Consider the following 17550-nt stretch of genomic DNA (forward strand, 5'->3'; position numbering starts at 1 on the left):
AAAAAACGATTTGGATAACTTTACTTCGGATTACCGATCATCACATACGGCGCCCAGAAAAACGGGTGAATGTGAAAATCGCCTTTTCTGATCAGCGCGATCTGCGCCTGACGCATAGCTTCGGCTTTCGTAAGCCCTTTTTTTAGCCCGTCATAGAAATTGATCATGATGATCTTCGTTGACTCGTCGTCCACCGGCCACAGCGTAGCAACTATCGTGGGCGAACCCGCAATGGCAAATGCGCGCGATAAGCTGATCAGTTCCACACCGGTTGCGCTTTTGCCCATCGACGTATTGCAGGCGGATAATACGATAAGTTCATTTGCATCTTTCAGAGGCAGTTTCAGGATTTCACTGATGGTCAATTTATCGTCTTCGTTTTTTGCCGCGTTAGGGGCCATAAGTAAAAAGGACTTCTGCGGCTCATCGCTCGAGAGAAATCCGTGCGTTGCAAAATGGACCACGTCCGTCGTTCCGGCAAGTTGTTTGGCTTTGTCTTTGGTTGCTTCCAGATTCTTGTACAATTTAGCATTCGTATAGGACGCCTGGATCACCTTTGCTTCTTCTTCCGCGCCGGGTAAACTTCCGTCAGGATTGCCAAATACCAGCACATTCGAAATGCCTTTTGATTTTTTCTTCGAAACCAGATCCATCAGCGTTGCGGCTGTAAGGTAATTCACCGCTTTTTTCTCTACCAGAAAACTGATATCGCCGTCTTTCGTTTCCGTTGCGAGACACTGGAATGGAATGTAATATAAACTTGCCGCCGGAATGATCGTCACGTTCTTGATCTTGTCGTCTTTGATATTATCCCAGACAGGCAAGATCAGGTAGTCGGACAATTGAACCATAATATCACGAAGCGGCTTAGAGTGCCGTTCGTAAAACCGATCGTCGCCGCCCGGTTTCCAGTTGGCCATCTTGGTATCAAACCGGCCGCGCTTCATCAGCGAGGTCACATCGTTGATATAATAGCGGAACTTATTGACCAGTGAATCAAGTTGTGTGGCCGCAACGGGTACCGATTTCGCTTCGATCTTATCTTTGGTGATCATGAATATATACAAGGCATCGTCGGCAGGAAAATACTGAAGCAGGACCACGTCGTCATCGAGCTGTTTCTGTAAGTCGCTGAGTTGGATCGGATCAACTTTGATCACCTGGTAAATATTGGGATATTTCGTTTCCAGGTCGATCATCAACGCATTAAAATCACCCTGACTTTGCGTAAGCGTTTTGCTCAGATTATCAATTTTGCTTAAATCCTGTTTGTCGGCCGGTTTCGCTTTTTCTTCGGCTAACTGCTTCTGCAAATCTTCATTTTGTTTTTGAAGATCCTGAATTTTGTCTAATTTCTTTTGTTCGTTCTTGTCCGTGACCTGCAGTTTAGTAGCGTTCAGGACATCGTTGGACATTTTCGCTTTGCTGCGTTCAATATACTGGAAAGCTTCGGCGTTATTGCCCGCTTGTTTTAACAAGGAAATTAATTTTCGGTAAACCGGATTCTTGTCTTTCAAAAAGCTGTCGAAGAATTCCTTGTTGGTGAAATTGCCGCGCATGCTTTCAATGTGCTCAACCGATTTTTTCAGAGCGGTAATAGCATTCTGGCGGTCGGCGGCGGCTTTCTGATCGTCGCCCAGAATTTGACTTTCCTTCATTGCGCTTTCATAAAGCGTTCCAATGAAAGAATACGTCCGCCACAATCCTTCACGGTCACCGATCTCTTCCAGAATGCCCGCGCTGCGCTGATATAATTTCAATGCGCTGGCCTGATCTCCGATTTTCATATTCAACCGGGCCATATTGGCAAGATCGTACGCAATGCCGCCTTTGGAATTAATTTCTGTGTGCAGCTTCAACGCTCTATTCAAATAATCGGTGGCTTCGTCATAAAACTCGCCTTCAAAATACATGGTGGAAATATTGGTCAGGTCGTTTCCTACGCCGACTTTATCTTTAAGTTGTTCGTGATACTGCATGGCTTTAGTGTGGAAGGCGATGATTTTTCCGATGTCGTCCAGCGTGAGTTTTTTATTTTGCTGTCGGGCTTCGGCTTCCTTTACGCGAAATGAAGAAATGCCCCAATTGGCCAACGCGCTCGCGGCGCCGGATTTATTGCCGGTCTGCAAAAATTGCGTGACGGCCTCATTAAAATATCCCGCTGCTTTTGCGTGCTGATTCAAAATCTGATGCAGTAATCCGAGATAATTATTAGCGTCACCCATCTTTGCTTTATTCTGGGCTGCCGTGTAGGCTGACAGAGCGGAATTAAAAGAAGTGACCGCTTGTTCGTATTGGCCGTTTTCATAGGCAGCGACTCCGTTCCTAAAATCGGTGTCTCCGTTTTGAGAAAATGCCATCGAGGTGACGGCGAAAAGACAGACGATGGTGGTGAACAGTTTATTCATGGCGAGTGACCTTTATATTTTAATATGGTATAGGCTTATGATTTTGCCATTAATTCAACCTAACTTGGTATGGTAAGCAGCTTTTTTTTCTCCGCCATAAAGAACTCATGAAAGTTCTTTTTGAACGATTCCTCAGCGCCTTCTTTCAGGTAATGTGATTTGGTGCCGACGGTTACAACAGCCGTCTCGATCACATCGTACCCGGCCATGAGCGGCATTTCCATATACGCAAATGTCGTATCTTCTTTTTGGGACCTTTTGTATTCGGAAACGGAACTGCCTTTGAGCTGAATACTTTCTTTTCCAAAATATTCTATTATGCCTTTGGCAAATGCCGCCGTATCAAGGTCTCCGGCAAAGAGATCTTTCTGAATGACGGAGAATTCTCTCATCAGCAGAACGGCGTCATGGGTCAGGGCCTTTATGATATCGACGCGTCCTTTAAGTTCCGCCTGTGAACGCGCCGTCGATTCCATTTTCAAGACGGAAACGCCGACTCCTTCATACACCAGGTCATCCATCGTGGTTTCCGATTTTTCGGTGGTTTCTGTAGATTCAGAAACTTCTTTTTTTTCAGCCGCTTCTTCTTTTTTGACATCTTGTTTTTTTGCCTCGCCGCAATTCAAGGAGAACAAGGTGAAAACGAACGAAAACATCCACGTAATTTGTTTCATGGCAACTCCACTAAAATTTAGAACTATTTGAGTGCTTTGTTTAATCCTTCGAGGATCTCTTTGGACGCTTCTTTGCTCAAATTGGTTAAAGCAATGATACCCGCTTTTTCAGCGGCGCCGATCGAGATGCCTTTGACCTGCTGTTTGTCGCTGTTGGCGATGGTCTTACCCGTCTCCAGATCGATAGCGCGAATGGAACAACTTGCCCATGCGGATACACGGTTACTTGATCCGCCGCCGTAGGGATTAGTGGAGCCACCGACCGATTCCATCGCTTTCACGTTGCCGATAATAAGCACGTCGGCGACGCTTTTCAATGCGGCCGATACGGCGTCATCGTTACTGCTTTCCGCGGAAGCCTTAGCCTGCTCACGGCTCACGGCCTTGTACACTTCATTTTTGTCAATGACCTTGAATTTGTTGGAGACCAATTGTTTTACAATATCGCCTTCAACGATGGAGTTGGCCTGTTCTTTCCCGATATTTTCTTCAAAAAGTAATATGACGATTTTTGTGATGGCGGAACCTTTGGCGGTGAAAGTAAACTCCTTAAACACTAATTTTGCTTTTTCGACCGCGCCGGGGAGTTGCTGCCTGAAGGCTTCAAAATCTTTTAAGTTTAGTCCGATTTTGACTTTGTTAACGCCGCTGGGATTTACAGATTCCACGGAATGAACGGTAAATTTTGCAAGTCCTTCGCCGTCGGCTTGCGCTTCTTCATCGGCTTTGACCACGGTGGGCGCAACGGAGGATGAAACTAAATTGGCATTTTTAACGGCCGAGACGACGCCGTTATTATCATAGACAAGTTTGGCAACGAGCGGCTGTGCCAGCGGCTCGCCTTTGACGCCGCGCTGTCCGTCGCCGCCGGCGATCTCAACGCGCATTTTTCCGAGTAAGTTTTTCAATTTCGTGTCAAAACTTGCTTTGATCGAAACCTTTGCTCCGGTTCCTTCAATATCGCCTTCGATCGGCTCTTTATTGATCATTTCCGCCAAAACAACTTCCTTTGCGCCGGCAAGATACTGGCTCAACGCGAGATAATAATCGCCGGTGGATTCAGCTGATTTGCCGGACTGATAATACGTTTTTGCGATATTAACCGCTTTTTTTAATCGTTCTGCAAATTGTCTTTCCACTTCGGCAATGGAAATTTCGCAGTAGGCATAATGCTTTTTACCTTTTTTCTCGTCTCGGTGAAACTGAACTTTGAGGTTTTTTAACGTCTCGCTGGAAAACGACTCGGTAACTTCGTTGAAACTTTCCGACATAGAACTCGCTCCGCCCACGGTCGTTTCCTCGACCACATTGGTTACTTTGTTTGTAATTTCGGAACGGATCGCACGAACGACCATGGCGCGCGCATCGGCTTCCGCCTTGTTGGCGTCGTCCGATTGATTTTTTGTAACGGGCACTGCGCCTAATCCCTGATAATACCCGTCTTTGATCGGCATATTCGGTAAACTTTTTATCCAATCGCCGCCGCCGCCTTTGGATCCTTTAGCGTTTTTCTTTTGTGCCGCGGTATCTCCCGCGGGTAAAAGCATCAGTGCCATGATGATAACCGATAACATCATCGATAACTTTTTCATTGACAATTCCTCCTTAGTGAATGAGACCTATATAGATTATTGCAGTTAAATTTAGTTTTGTATGTATCGCAGCAACAAGAAATTAGAAATGAAAAATTAGAAATCAAAAAAACAAATTAAAAATTAGAAAATTACAGGACTATTTTTTTCTGATCGGCCTCGTGTCATACTGAAAGAATCTTTTTTGAGTAAAGCAAAATCTATAATTCAAAAAAGATTCTTTCAGAATGACAACCACCTCGGGTTAGTTCATTTAATCCACAAAATTCCCCGATGCCTTTACCGGTTTTGTCTTCAAAAGCTATTTCTATCGCAGAAATAAAGTTCATCAGTCTAACTGATCAAGCGCTGCGTTGAGTTTTTCAAGAGCCGCCTTGGCGCTTTCACGCCCGGATGATAATATTTTTTGTGCATTATCTTCCTGCGAAGTTGCTTCAGGAACTTTTATGGTTTGCGATGCTTTCCGTTTTATTTTTGCAAGCATGCCGCCGGTGTAAAGCCGCGACAAGGCATAAAACGTTTGTTTGCCGGCCTTATCCGTTGCAACAAAAGTGGCCATGATCTGCGAGCCTTCCAGAGAAACATCGGTGGCCTCTTTTGTTATTTCCGACATGTAATCGTTGAGAGGTTCGCCCCCGAATGAACTGCCCTCAGATTCAATCCAGGTTTTGGTAATGTTTTCGATCTGAACGCCGATCGTTTTGGCTAACTTTGTTCGAGCCGATTCTTTAGCTTTTTCAATTCCTTTTGTTTGCGAAAAATATTTCCCTTCATCCATACCTACGGCAAATACGGCGCCTTTGTCTTTTGGAATTTTGTTGATCCACACCGGATATCCGTTTTGCATCTTCAAATAATCACGATTGATCAATTTTCCTAACTTGTCACTCAGGCCTTTGAGTTTTTTCGGATCTTTAACTTTTTCTTTGGCCTTCTCATTTACGTGACTGATCACCTGCGATAACGACATGCGTGTTAGCGCGTAATGCCATTTTGAACTTCTATCATACCAGGTTTCGACAATCTGGGAGCCGCTGAGCGTTGCTTCAGAAACGGAATTGGTCATTTCTTCGATAAAACTTTGTCCGGCGGCGCCCGACGCTTCGCCGGAATTAACCTCATACCAGTCGGTGAGTATGGCCTGAACTTCGCTTTTGATCGTTTGCCCCAATTCACCCCGTGATTTATCTTTTGCGGCTTCTCGGCCGTTCACATAAAAATAATAACCTTCGGCAATGCCTACGGCGTAGATGGCGTCGTCCTCTTCGGGAAGCGCTTTGATCCAATCCGGCTTGTCTTTCCGAACGTACGACTTTGGATCTTTTAAGCCTTTTAAGGAAACTTCTAATTTCTCAATTTTTTTTGGATCTTTCTTACCGGCAGTTTTTTTAGCTTCGTCGACCACTTTCTTTTGGATAGCGCTGACCGCGCCTGCGAGCGGCAATTCGGCAAGTGCATACGTCAGACCTTCAGGGTCCACCCATGTTTCCAGAATTTTGGCATTTTGCACGGAGGCAAGAACGTCTTCATCAATACTTTTTTCGAGCGAAGATACTAAACCTGAAGCCGAGGAGCCCGACCATGTGCTGGTAATTGTTTTGACGTTCACTTTGATCGTTTGAGCGAGTTCCGCTCTGGCTGATTGCGCCGCCGCTTCTTCGCCGGCTTTTTTGTCAAAATACCGGTTTACCATTCCGACGGCAAAGATGGAACCCGGGGACATCGGCAACTCATTTACCCATTTGGGCGCATCTTTTTTCCCGGTTTCCTTGCTCTGCGAATAGACCGGGCTGCTGCTCAGGGCTATGATCAGAAATAATTTTATCAGGCCATGTTCAGAGCCGATATACATGATCTCTCCTCCTTCAGTGGTAACGCTGGACAAGATGATAAGAGCGGGGACACATCTAAAAAGTGAGATTTTATAGTAAAAGAATCAATAGTTAATACCATTCAGTAAGAATGCTCCGCTGATAACCACTAGCCCACGAAACACACGAAATAACACAGAAAAAATTAAACTAGAATCTACAATCAAAAAATAGAGTGACAATCCATAAAAAAATTTTTGTGTCCGTTCTTGTATTCTGTGGGCAACGAGCCCTTAATTCGGCGATTGTTCCCATTTGCCAATCGCTTTGTCGAGAGCCTTCAATGCATCTTCCGCGCTGGCTTTTACGGCCTTTATCCGTTTTTTAGCAATATCGGATTGTACTTTTTTCTTAAACTCATCCACCAAAGATTCTTTCTTTAAAACGACTTTGGCGTAAAATTTGAATTTAGTGTCCGATTTTTTTTTGGCAGATAATTTAAACTTTTGCGGTTTTTCTGTGTACGGCGGCCAATAATCTTCAGCGGCAGAATTTTTCATAACTGTATTAGTGATACTTTCCTTGATTTTCTCAAAATATTCCTTCGCTACTACTATTTTGTTTCTATCATCGATAGTTCCAACTTCTTCGATAAAACTTGTTGTCAGGTTTTTGATATATGTCTGAATCATTTCTTCTATGTATTCACGACCGTTTTCTTCGGCTTGTATTATTGCTTTTTGCGCATCGGTACTCTCTCCTACCCCTACCCCGACAAAAATATTACCATACAGACCGCTTCTTGAAAGCCATTCGGGCATTTCGCTCTTTTCCGCCGACACACCGCCGCTTTCATCTACTGTTTTCCTAGTCGATACTGACGAATTTTTATCAGTCAAAGTCTTGGTAGTTGTTTTAGCCGGAGCTGTTTTACCCGATACTGTATATGCCAAGGCTTCGATCATGTCGAGTAGACCTTCTTTTTTCCCTTCATAATTCTCGGATTTAGTTCTAACAATCTTACCGGTAGTTACATCAATAATTCGAATATCAATGGTATAAACCTGCCCAAATTGACCTACTTTTCCGGCAACCATGAGTTCCACTCCTAACAGTTGTCCAATCTGGATCGCACACTCTGCGGAATTGCAATTGTCCGTCATGGTGAAGTCTTGAGCTTTCAGGATTGCATCCATTTTCTCTCGTTCCAATACCGTATAAACGTCAGTATTGACAAGATAATTGTTAAAACGGTCGGTTAGAATGGAAATTTCATTCTGATCAACTCCACCGGAATTTACAAAATTCAATACGGCTATAGTACTCTTCTTTTCCTGCGCAAATGCACTTGTCCACAGAGCACCACAAAACATGATTAGAACGTAATAATTTTTCATATGAATTTTCCAATCTGAACATGTATGGTGAAATTAATTGTCCAGCGACTGTTCCCATTGCCCGATGGCTTTGTCTAGAGCCTTCAATGCATCTTCCGCATTGGCTTTTACAGCCTTTATCCGTTTTTCAGCAATATCGGATTGAACTTTTTTCTTGAATTCGTCAGCCAAAGATTCTTTCTTTAAAACAATTTTCGCGTAAAATTTGATTCGATTACCTGTCATTTCGCCGTTAGGTGGCCAATAGTCCATTACGCTAGCCTGTTTTAACAACGCCTTAGTAATACCTTTAATAATTTCTTGAAAATATTGTTGTGTGGTGACATCAGTTATTTTTTCTTCGCCTATCGCGCTGACTTCTTCCATAAAATTGGATGTAAGGTCTTTGATCATCTTTTGAATCGTTTCTTCAATTTTCTTTCGACCAGCAATCTGTGCTCGACTTTTACCAATTTGGACTGATGTGCCTTCACCAATTCCAACACCTATAATGACCCTGTCATATAATCCTGTTTTCGAAATCCAGCTTGGAATTCCGTCGGTTAATGTTGATTCCTCGTCAACATAATTAGTTGTTTTCCTAGTCGATACTGACGAATTTTTATCAGTCAAAGTCTTGGTAGTTGTGTTAGCCGGAGCTGTTTTACCCGATACTGTATATGCCAAGGCTTCGATCATGTCGAGTAGACCTTCTTTTTTCCCTTCATAATTCTCGGATTTAGTTCTAATAATCTTACCGGTAGTTACATCAATAATTCGAATATCAATGGTATAAACCTGCCCAAATTGACCTACTTTTCCGGCAACCATGAGTTCCACTCCTAGCAGTTGTCCAATCTGGATCGCACACTCTGCGGAATTGCAATTGTCCGTCATGGTGAAGTCTTGAGCTTTCAGGATTGCATCCATTTTCTCTCGTTCCAATACCGTATAAACGTCAGTATTGACAAGATAATTGTTAAAACGGTCGGTTAGAATGGAAATTTCATTCTGATCAACTCCACCGGAATTTACAAAATTCAATACGGCTATAGTACTCTTCTTTTCCTGCGCAAATGCACTTGTCCACAGAGCACCACAAAACATGATTAGAACGTAATAATTTTTCATATGAATTTTCCAATCTGAACATGTATGGTGAAATTAATTGTCCAGCGACTGTTCCCATTGCCCGATGGCTTTGTCTAGAGCCTTCAATGCATCTTCCGCATTGGCTTTTACGGCCTTTATCCGTTTTTCAGCAATATCGGATTGAACTTTTTTCTTGAATTCATCGGCCAAAACTTCTTTTTTGAAAACGACTTTGGCGTAAAATTTATAACGATTATCCGTTTTTTCGCCGTAGGGCGGCCAGTATTCTTCTACAGCTGCGCCTTTTACCAATACATCGGTGATACTTTGCGTGATTTCCTGAAAATATTCCTGCGCGGCGGCTGTTTTGCTTTTTTCATCGATCGTGCCGGCTTCTTCCATAAAATTAGTTGTCAGGCTCTTAATTTGCGTCTGGATCGTTTCTGCAATACGTTTACGGCCGTTAAGGTCGGCCTGCGATTTTGCCTTTTGCTCGCTTAATCCCTCGCCGATTCCCACGCCGATAATAATATCTTCATACAAACCGGCCTTGGAAATCCACTCGGGAGCTTTGTTCTTGTCGGTAGATCCGCTGCCGCCGGCGCATCCTGTCATTGCAAACATTACGATCGAAAAAACGAATAGCTGAAAATTCTGTTTCATATGGTTTCCTATCGTATTTTGATGGTTTTAAAAAAAAATAACCGTAGTCCCGATACGCCAGGACTACGGTTTTCTGTTTAACAGGTCACAAGCTTATTCTACAGCTTCTTCGCCTTCGTCAGAACTGATAGGGCCATTGTTGCTCGTCTTTTCCCATTTTTCAATGGCTTTATCGAGCGCGCCTAAAGCATCTTCAGCAGACGCTTTGACACCGGCGATTTTCTTTTTGGCAATTCCATCCGCCATTTGCTTCTTATATTCGTCGATCAGAACGGATTTCTTTAACACCATTTTGGCGTAAACTTTATATTTTCCGTTCGTGCCTTTTTCCAGAGGGCGGCCCGGCCAATATTCTTCGGCTTTAGAGCCTTCCAAATATTGTTTTGTCATACCGGTTGTAATTTCAGAAAAGTACTGCTGAGCGGCTCCGCTTTCGCCTTCTTCAGTCGTTGTGCTGGCTTCTTCCATGAAATTAGTGCTTAAACTCTTAATTTCAGTTCCGAGCGTAGCTGCAATCTGTTTACGTCCGTCTAGTTCAGAACGGCTGATCGCTATGTTTTCGCTCGTGGCTTCGCCGACACCGGCTGCAACGATCACATCTTCATACAGGCCCGGTTTGTTGATCCATTCCGGAGTGGAATTTTTCTTCTTTTTTTTCTTTCCTTTCTTTTGAGCCATGGCGTCATTGCTCATTAATGAGAATGATAGTAATGCCACGAAAGAGTAAAAAAGTATTTGACCTAAATACCTTTTCATACCGTTCCTCCTTAGAGTTAAATGATGAGAGATCCTAAGAGTTTGAACAACCCTTGTTTATTTAAAAGAAAAAAATTGTTCTAAATGATATATCGTATAGCGTTAATATAAATTTTATTAAAGAGGTAAGTGATTTGAGAGTGACCTAAATTTATTTAAGGTGCTGTCCAAAGTCAAGTAAAACATTTTTCGGTTCTTTTTGATTGTTTCCTTAAAGCAGAATGAATATGGGATAGAAAAAAAAGGTAAACGGTGATAATTAAAAGTGTTATATTTTTCAATCCTTGAAGGCGGAGGGCGTATGCCGTATTTTACGGATAAGAAACCCGAAACAACCGATGTCTGAATTTAATCTCTACATTCATATTCCGTTCTGCGAACGCGTCTGTATCTATTGTGATTTTTACGTGACGACCGCGCGCAAGCACATGGACGGTTTCACACAGGCGATGACGAAGGAAATAACTCTTTACGCGCAGCGTTACCCGGGCGCGAAACTACGCACCGTTTATTTTGGAGGAGGAACGCCTTCTTATTTACCTGCTGAAAATCTCACTACAATAATGAATCAACTGCGATCTTCATTTAACATAGATCAGAATGCCGAAATCACGTTGGAAGCTAACCCGAATAACCTTTCTCATGAAAAACTGAAAAATTTGCAGGATATCGGAATTAACCGCCTCAGTATCGGTGTCCAGTCGTTTAGGGAAGAAGACTTGAAATTTTTGACGAGAAATCATAACGTGAATCAGGCGCGTGAATCAATTACTTACGCAAAAGCAGCAGGGTTTGATAATATCAGCATCGACCTGATCTTCGGTTTGCCTGAACAAACGCTAAGTACATGGGAACAAAATATCACGGAAGCGCTGGTTTTCAGCCCTGAACATATCTCCGTTTACAATCTTACCGTGGAGGAAAGAACGCATCTGAGCAAAATGGTTCAGCAAAAAAAGGTCAACCTGCAGGACGAGAAGATTGAATTGGAGATGTTTTTGAAAACGATTCAGTTACTGACGCAGGCAGGATACGAACATTATGAAATTTCCAATTACGGGAAGTCCGGCTTCTATTCACGCCACAACAGCAGTTACTGGCAAGGCTCGAGTTATCTTGGCCTGGGCCCGTCGGCGCATTCATTTGAAGGCAAACGCCGATGGTGGAATGTCAGCGATATCAGAAAATACATCGAAATTTTAGAAACAGGTAACACGCTGCCGGTAGACGTTACGGAGGAATTGAACGTACAACAAAAATGTATGGAATATATCTTTTTGAATTTACGCAAGAAAGAAGGTTTGGATATTCGTGAGTTTGAAAAAATAGGCGGGTTTAGTTTTTTTGTCAAATTCAATAAAGCGCTGGAGAAAAGCAGAGAATTTATTATTCAGGAGAACGGGCGAATACGATTGTCGGATAAAGGATTTTTCTTATATAATAAAATTTGTGAAGAGTTTGTTTCTGAACTATAAACACGTTTCCTTAAGCGGCAAATTGTATTTCCCGCGAAACAGGCGAAATAACAAAACATAAAATAACTTTTCTTTCGGTTTTTTGTGGGCAAGACTTTTCACGCCCCATTCCTTTACTAATGCCAAATAATTTTTACGTGTGAGATAGTATCGCCCACCTGTATTGCATCCGCAACGTCTAACCCATTTCGAACTCGTGCAAATATCGTATAACGCCCGTCCAGATGCGGCTGAGGGGAATGGGTGATAAACCACTGGCACCCCTCGGTATCTTTGCCGGCGCTGGCCATACCGATGGTGCCGCGCTCGTAGCGAAGCGAACTAAATTCCGACCGGATAGAATAACCCGGCCCGCCCCAACCTGTGCCCAGAGGGTCGCCGCCCTGAATAACAAAATTAGGAACCACGCGGTGAAAATGTAACTGCTCAAAAAACTTTTTCTCGGATAGTCGAACAAAATTTATCACTGTCATTGGCGCATCGTCAATATAAAACTCGATTTCGATCCGGCCTTTACTGGTTTCGATCACTGCCGTCGGTTTATGCTCTTTTAGCTTTAGGAAATATGCAAAATCAATCGGATTGATTTTCTTGCCGGCCGTTACAGCCCTATTCTGTTTTTCTCCGGTAATCTTCTCCGTATTTTTGGCTGCGTTTGCCGCAACAACGTAATTGGTATCGGCGAGATATGACCTAAGGAATTCCGCTGAGACGGGACTTTTAAGATCGCCCAGCGCGTCAAATACTGCCGACTGCGATTCTACGTCGATCGGCGGTTTGATTTGCTGAAAAGAACGAATAATTAATTGTGACAGCGTGTCGCATTTTATCTGGTTTTTCTTAACCGCTTCATCAGCCGATAATATTCCGGCCGCGATAGAAAGCAAGGTAATATCTTTTGTATGCAATGATTGAACGATCAGATGTTCTGCCCGGCTGTCTTTGATCTTGCTCAACGCATCCAACGCATTGTTCTGTACTAATCCAAATGTGTCGTGCAAAGCTTGTTCCAGATAGACTAGAGCGGTCGGCGAATTAGTGTTTCCCAATGCTTCAACAACACGGGATCGCAGATAACCGTCGGGGCTTTTCAACAGCGCTTCAATTTGCGCACCCAGTGTTTCATCGGACAGTATTTTTTCGTTTAACATCGTAGCAAGCGCAATGAGAATTTCTCCTTTTTCCTGCCGTTCTGAGTTCTGCAAAAACCGCCCGGTAAACTGCTTAAGAAAACCTCCGACATCTTTCACATCGCTATCATAGCTCTTTGCCATCGCGCGGATCGCCGAGATCCGGACGTGAAGGTTTGAGTCTTTTTTCCCTTCGAAAGCAACGAGAAAATATATTTTCTTGAGATCATCGAGTTTAAATTTGAAATTGCTTAGCGCATTGACGGCATTCACGCGAACTTTCCAATCTGCATCATTGAATACACTGACAATCAATTCCTGAACGATTTCTTTATACTTCAGGTCTTTTGGCTCCAGTTTCATCAAACCCAGCGCTCGCACGGTCTCCATTCGAACGCGATCATCGTTGTCTTTCAGTGACGACAGAATAGCCGACGCAGTTTTTTTATCATGAATTCGCATCAACGCGTACATATTTACCCACCGTACCGTCGCATTCGGGTGCTGTAAGTTTTGAATCAAACCCGGATAGGTTTTCTCATTTCGCAAATTTCGTATCGCCATACGCGCGCAAGCAAGGGCGGATTCTTTGCTGACTGAAACAGAGGTATCGTTTAAAGTTTGTTCGATCAAATCAAATGAACGATCAGAACCGGTTTTGCCAAGCGCTTCGAGAATGGAAGTTTTTATCGATGTGCTTTTAGTATTATCAAACAATTCCTGAAGGGCCGTTTCAATTTTTAGTTGCGCCGATACACCGGGAGAAACCATCCCGATCTGCCCGAGAGCAAAAACCGATTTTGGGGATATTTCAGGTAATAAATGCCGCGCGAAAAAAATCAAACTGTCAATCGCGTTTGTGTCCTGTAATTGACCCATTGCCGCGACGGTACGTATGTTTAGAAACGGATCCGGATGCCGGAGAAAAGGATATAGACTGTCAGGTGAAGTTCGGTTATCCAGAAACGTCAAAATTTTTTCAAGCTCCGTATTCGATTTTTTGTCCTGTGTCGCACATGCGGCGCAGAGTAAAATCAATACTGCATATAATGTTTTCATAACAACCTCATTACTTATTTTCCCGTTCGATAAGCAGCGCCAAACCCAGCCCTCCGCTAATGCACAAGGTGGCAAGTCCCAAACGGGAATCACGTTTAATCATTTCGTGAACCAGCGTCGTTGTAATTCTGGCGCCGGTGCAGCCGGTCGGGTGACCGAGTGCGATCGCGCCGCCGTTGACATTCAGTTTAGCGCGTTCGAACTTCAGGTCTCGGTCGCAGGCCAAAACCTGCGCGGCGAATGCCTCGTTGAGTTCGATCAGGTCGATATCTGATAATTTCAATTTCGTTTTTTCCAGCAGTGTGCGTACGGCAGGTACGGGCGCAATCCCCATATCGTGCGGATCGACTCCGGCAGAACTGTAAGCGACTATTTTCGCCAACGGTTTTAGGCCAAGCTCTTTCACCGCGTTTCCTCCGGCCAATATAATAGATGAAGATGCATCAGTGACTCCCGAAGAACTGCCTGCGGTGATCGTTCCGTCCTTTTTAAAGACCGGTTTAAGTTTTTTCAAGTCGTCTAATGTTGTTCCGAAACGGGGATGTTCATCCTGATCAATAACCGTAATTCCTTTTTTTGAAGTGAGTTCAATCGGAACGATTTCGTCCTTTAATTTGCCGTTTTTTATCGCTGCTTCGGCGCGATGTTGTGATTCCACCGCATATGCATCCTGCTCTTGTCTTGAAATTCCATATTTTTGCGCGAGTTCTTCTGCAGTAGCGCCCATCAGTTTATCTGCCATCGGGCAAAAATATCCGTCGAGATGATTGGAGTCAATAATTTCGCCGTGTCCCATGCGATAACCCCAGCGAGCCTGCATAAGAAGATACGGAATATTACTCATGCTCTCGACGCCGCCGGCGAGGACAAGTTCGTTGTCGCCAAGCACAATAGAAGTGTAGCCATTGATAATGGCTTTCAATCCCGAGCCGCAGGCTTTGTTGATCGTGTAAGCCGGTTTGGACGAAGGCACACCGGAATTAAATGCGATTTGCCGGGCGATATTTGGGCCTATGCCGGCCTGGCGCGCACAGCCGAAAATAGATTCGTCTATCTGCTCGGGAACAAGTCCTGCCCTGCGAATTGCATCTTTTGCCGAAAGAACACCCAATTCATTTGCTTTTAGTGACGATAAACTGCCTCCAAATTTACCAATGGGCGTTCGTACGGCACTGATAATATATACCTGATTCAAAGTAATCTTAATTGTAGGGTGAGGAAAATTTAGTGTTTCAATTTACTTGTGAAACGTCATTTATACAAGTTAAAAATATTTAGTTCTAATAATTGCTTTAAAGTCAATGTTTTCAACATATTGAACCATCCAAATTGATGTAAGCATATAAGAGAAAAACCTTGCTTTTTCAACGCTTGATTCGTATATTGCGAGCGAATTTTTAATCCAAGTTTTTGTATTTTAACCCTCAAAACACAAAACAAAAAACCCTCGACTAAGGTAGATTTAATGTGTTTGGTATCCTTCGTCGAATAATTAAGGAGAATGAAAATGGTAAAGAGAACATTATTGGCGCTGGGCCTAGCAGCATTCGTATTAATCGGCTGCGGCGGTCCTCCAAAAGAAGACATCGAAAAAGCCGGCAAAGCTAAAGTTGCTGCCGATGCTGCGAAAGCCGCTGATTACGCAAAAGAGAACTATGATGCTGCTGCCAAGTCGATGAACGATGGCGCCGAAGCCGTCAAGAAGAGCGAGTGGGAAAAAGCCAAAAAAGCTTATATGGACGCCACTGCTAAATTCACAGCCGCTGCTGCTGAAGCTCCTGCCAAAATGGAAGAAATGAAGACGGCCGCTACTGCTAAAGTTGACGAACTGAAGAAGATGATGGAAGCTACCGGTAAAGACAAAATGGTTATGGCTGCAATGAGAGGTAAAGACAAAGCCAAATTTCAGGCGATGACCAAAGAAGCCGGCGATATGATCACTGAAGGCGAAGGTATGATCGCTGAGAACGCAATGGGCGCTATGGAAAAACTGACTGCTGCCGCTGCGAAGTTAGATGAAATCAAGATGATGGCGAATCCCGGTAAGAAGTAATCTGATTTAATTTTTATTAAAAAACCCCCGTGAGCCAGTGGCATGCGGGGGTTTTTGTTTTTTACACTGCTGGAAACATTTCTTAGATTTACAATTTTCTAAGTTTCACGTATTCTACTCTGTGATTATGGCCTTTTTTCAGAATGAGCTGCGCGCGGTTGCGTGTCGGCAGAATGTTTTCCCGTAGATTGAGCCCGTTAATCTCTGTCCATATTTTTCGGGCAAGGAGCCTTGACCCTGCGACAGACAGTTTTGAGAACCGGTGAAAATACGACGCACTATCGCGAAAGATCGTTCGTCTGAGGGTCAGAAAGCGGTCAATGTACCAACGGATAATATCTTTTTCCTCTGCATCCACGTAAATCGAAAAATCAAAAAAATCTGATAAAAAAACCTGCGGTTTGTGCCGTCGTTTTACGCCATTACTTTGGAGTACATTAAGCCCTTCGATTATCATAATATCAGGCTGACGGATGGTTTGCATTTTTGCAGGTATAATATCATACGTGACATGGGAATACATGGGAGCGGTCACTTCGGCGCATCCGGATTTTACGTCCGCAACAAACTGTATCAGCCTTTTCTGGTCATAACTCTCCGGGAATCCCTTTCGGTTCATGATACCCTTTTTATCTAAAGTACGATTGGGGTACAAAAACCCATCCGTTGTTACAAGATCGACTTTGGGATGATGAGGCCACCTGGCCAAAAGCGCCTGTAGAATGCGCCCCGCCGTGCTTTTACCGACAGCAACGCTTCCGGCAATCCCGATCACGTAAGGAACTTTTGCAGAACGGTTGGAAATAAATGTGTCAGTGACTTTATATAACTCCTGGGAAGCGGCGACGTAAAGATTGAGCAGGCGTGAAAGGGGTAAATAGATATCGACCACCTCTTTCAATGAAACTTTTTCATTGATACCGTGAAGTTCGCTCAAGTCGGCTTCAGATAATGTCATCGGGGTGTTTGCGCGGAGTTTAGCCCACGCGCTTCTGGAAAACTGCTGATAGGGAGAAAATTGTTTGTCAGAAGGAGTTCGTCTGGTCATATTAGGCTTCCCGTATGTGGGCATAGTATAACCGGATGACGATTGACTTTCAAGTGAATATTTACCCGATCAAAATTCGATTGTGATTTCTAATGAAAATACATTATATTTTTTTCAAGTAGTTGAATAATTGGATCCGCTTAGCTCCGCTCTCAGTACATTCAAAAAAACCGAGATTGCATGTTTAGCCAAAAACCGCTTCATACATATGCTGAACTCATATTACTTTTTTTTGTATTTGTCCCCGGGCAATTATTCGGGCAAGTGAACACAGAAAAATTGAGAAATTACGAAGCACAAAAGGGATTTCAGAATACCGCCGGACTCGGATTTGGATTTTTAGCCGGTAACTCCGAACAATATCGTGTTGCCGCTAATTATCGTTTGGATTGGCTGACGACCAATTATTATTC

Annotated in this window: 14 protein-coding genes; 3 read left to right on the forward strand and 11 right to left on the reverse strand. The window is 43.5% G+C overall.

Translation table 11 applies throughout. The features are described 5' to 3' along the window. Positions 1 to 20 precede the first annotated feature (20 nt). The 8 genes from F9K33_11295 to F9K33_11330 all read right to left on the reverse strand — a co-directional run bounded on the left by F9K33_11295 (position 21) and on the right by F9K33_11330 (position 10372). Entirely contained in the window at positions 21 to 2408 is a 2388-nt protein-coding gene (locus F9K33_11295) for a CHAT domain-containing protein (GenBank protein ID KAB2878943.1), read from the reverse strand. Between the two features lie 59 nt (positions 2409 to 2467). Next, positions 2468 to 3082 carry a hypothetical protein gene (locus tag F9K33_11300; protein KAB2878944.1) on the reverse strand — a complete coding sequence of 205 codons (615 nt, stop codon included), beginning with the start codon at positions 3080 to 3082 and terminating at the stop codon, positions 2468 to 2470. A 23-nt stretch (positions 3083 to 3105) separates the two neighbouring features. Then, positions 3106 to 4674 (reverse strand): hypothetical protein, encoded by a 1569-nt coding sequence (locus F9K33_11305; protein ID KAB2878945.1) that lies wholly within the window; start codon positions 4672 to 4674, stop codon positions 3106 to 3108. Between the two features lie 328 nt (positions 4675 to 5002). Next, positions 5003 to 6526: a hypothetical protein gene (locus tag F9K33_11310; protein KAB2878946.1), complete on the reverse strand. Its 1524-nt coding sequence runs from the start codon at positions 6524 to 6526 to the stop codon at positions 5003 to 5005. A 252-nt stretch (positions 6527 to 6778) separates the two neighbouring features. Further along, entirely contained in the window at positions 6779 to 7882 is a 1104-nt protein-coding gene (locus F9K33_11315) for a hypothetical protein (protein KAB2878947.1), read from the reverse strand. A gap of 33 nt (positions 7883 to 7915) precedes the next feature. Beyond that, positions 7916 to 8992: a hypothetical protein gene (locus tag F9K33_11320; GenBank protein KAB2878948.1), complete on the reverse strand. Its 1077-nt coding sequence runs from the start codon at positions 8990 to 8992 to the stop codon at positions 7916 to 7918. Positions 8993 to 9025: 33 nt separating this feature from the next. Next, positions 9026 to 9616, reverse strand: coding sequence for a hypothetical protein (locus F9K33_11325; GenBank protein ID KAB2878949.1), 591 nt, complete (start codon positions 9614 to 9616; stop codon positions 9026 to 9028). 93 nt (positions 9617 to 9709) lie between these two features. After that, complete coding sequence (locus F9K33_11330; GenBank protein KAB2878950.1) at positions 9710 to 10372, reverse strand: hypothetical protein; 663 nt, start codon at positions 10370 to 10372, stop codon at positions 9710 to 9712. Positions 10373 to 10710: 338 nt separating this feature from the next. Between F9K33_11330 and hemW the strand changes: the two genes are divergently transcribed. Then, positions 10711 to 11847: a radical SAM family heme chaperone HemW gene (gene hemW / locus F9K33_11335; protein ID KAB2878951.1), complete on the forward strand. Its 1137-nt coding sequence runs from the start codon at positions 10711 to 10713 to the stop codon at positions 11845 to 11847. A gap of 116 nt (positions 11848 to 11963) precedes the next feature. Here the strand turns inward: hemW and F9K33_11340 are convergent, their stop codons facing one another. Next, positions 11964 to 14036: a hypothetical protein gene (locus F9K33_11340; protein ID KAB2878952.1), complete on the reverse strand. Its 2073-nt coding sequence runs from the start codon at positions 14034 to 14036 to the stop codon at positions 11964 to 11966. A gap of 10 nt (positions 14037 to 14046) precedes the next feature. Continuing rightward, positions 14047 to 15231, reverse strand: coding sequence for a thiolase family protein (locus F9K33_11345; GenBank protein ID KAB2878953.1), 1185 nt, complete (start codon positions 15229 to 15231; stop codon positions 14047 to 14049). 312 nt (positions 15232 to 15543) lie between these two features. Here F9K33_11345 and F9K33_11350 point away from each other — a divergent pair, with 312 nt between their 5' ends. Then, a complete protein-coding gene (locus F9K33_11350; GenBank protein ID KAB2878954.1) occupies positions 15544 to 16089 on the forward strand; it encodes a hypothetical protein in 546 nt (181 codons plus the stop codon). 88 nt (positions 16090 to 16177) lie between these two features. On the opposite strand, the gene F9K33_11355 is transcribed toward F9K33_11350, so the two are convergent. Then, positions 16178 to 17137, reverse strand: a complete 960-nt coding sequence (locus tag F9K33_11355; protein KAB2878955.1) for a type I pantothenate kinase — start codon at positions 17135 to 17137, stop codon at positions 16178 to 16180. Positions 17138 to 17317: 180 nt separating this feature from the next. Here F9K33_11355 and F9K33_11360 point away from each other — a divergent pair. After that, positions 17318 to 17550: hypothetical protein (locus tag F9K33_11360; GenBank protein KAB2878956.1), on the forward strand; the 233-nt coding region annotated here is incomplete at its 3' end.

Source organism: bacterium (assembly GCA_008933615.1).
In the GTDB taxonomy this organism is placed as follows: domain Bacteria; phylum CLD3; class CLD3; order SB21; family SB21; genus SB21.

Bases quoted from the DNA above. Each gene is read 5' to 3' on its own strand.
- F9K33_11295 (KAB2878943.1), bottom strand. From the start codon at position 2,408: ATGAATAAACTGTTCACCACCATCGTCTGTCTTTTCGCCGTCACCTCG.
- F9K33_11300 (KAB2878944.1), bottom strand. From the start codon at position 3,082: ATGAAACAAATTACGTGGATGTTTTCGTTCGTTTTCACCTTGTTCTCC.
- F9K33_11305 (KAB2878945.1), bottom strand. From the start codon at position 4,674: ATGAAAAAGTTATCGATGATGTTATCGGTTATCATCATGGCACTGATG.
- F9K33_11310 (KAB2878946.1), bottom strand. From the start codon at position 6,526: ATGTATATCGGCTCTGAACATGGCCTGATAAAATTATTTCTGATCATA.
- F9K33_11315 (KAB2878947.1), bottom strand. From the start codon at position 7,882: ATGAAAAATTATTACGTTCTAATCATGTTTTGTGGTGCTCTGTGGACA.
- F9K33_11320 (KAB2878948.1), bottom strand. From the start codon at position 8,992: ATGAAAAATTATTACGTTCTAATCATGTTTTGTGGTGCTCTGTGGACA.
- F9K33_11325 (KAB2878949.1), bottom strand. From the start codon at position 9,616: ATGAAACAGAATTTTCAGCTATTCGTTTTTTCGATCGTAATGTTTGCA.
- F9K33_11330 (KAB2878950.1), bottom strand. From the start codon at position 10,372: ATGAAAAGGTATTTAGGTCAAATACTTTTTTACTCTTTCGTGGCATTA.
- hemW (KAB2878951.1), top strand. From the start codon at position 10,711: ATGTCTGAATTTAATCTCTACATTCATATTCCGTTCTGCGAACGCGTC.
- F9K33_11340 (KAB2878952.1), bottom strand. From the start codon at position 14,036: ATGAAAACATTATATGCAGTATTGATTTTACTCTGCGCCGCATGTGCG.
- F9K33_11350 (KAB2878954.1), top strand. From the start codon at position 15,544: ATGGTAAAGAGAACATTATTGGCGCTGGGCCTAGCAGCATTCGTATTA.
- F9K33_11355 (KAB2878955.1), bottom strand. From the start codon at position 17,137: ATGACCAGACGAACTCCTTCTGACAAACAATTTTCTCCCTATCAGCAG.